Genomic DNA, 410 nt, shown 5'->3' on the forward strand with positions numbered 1-410 from the left:
TAGCCTTGGAGTTCGCATTTCACGCCGCCCGTGGGGGTGTCGCGGGTGATGGTGCCGCCGTGAGTGGCGAGGAGCGCGTCAACGCCTTCGGCGGTGAGGACGAGTTGCACGCGGCCGTGCAGGTCAGCCCCAGTGCCCTGCGCCGCTGCTGTTTCGGCGGCGTCGTAGGGGTCGCGGCTGAGGAGGTCGTAGAACGCGTCAGCCCGCAGCTCGTCCAGTCCGCGCAGGTCACTGGTGTCTGCGGTGTTGCCGCTGTCAGCAGGTTTCGGCTGTCCATCAGGGGCAGCAATGCCCTCGGAGCCAGCAATGCCCTCGGGGGCAGCAGGCGCTGGGATGAGCCGCCTTTTCACGGCCCGCCCAATGCGAGTGAGATGGTCATACAGCCCGAGCGCTTGGACTGCGGGGAGGTA

At 67.8% G+C, this 410-nt stretch carries 1 pseudogene; it reads right to left on the minus strand.

The features are described 5' to 3' along the window. Positions 1 to 410: pseudogene (locus tag AUL38_RS17310) on the minus strand (hypothetical protein); the annotation flags it as partial.

It is taken from the genome of Leucobacter sp. G161, from assembly GCF_001482305.1.
In the GTDB taxonomy this organism is placed as follows: Bacteria; Actinomycetota; Actinomycetes; order Actinomycetales; family Microbacteriaceae; genus Leucobacter.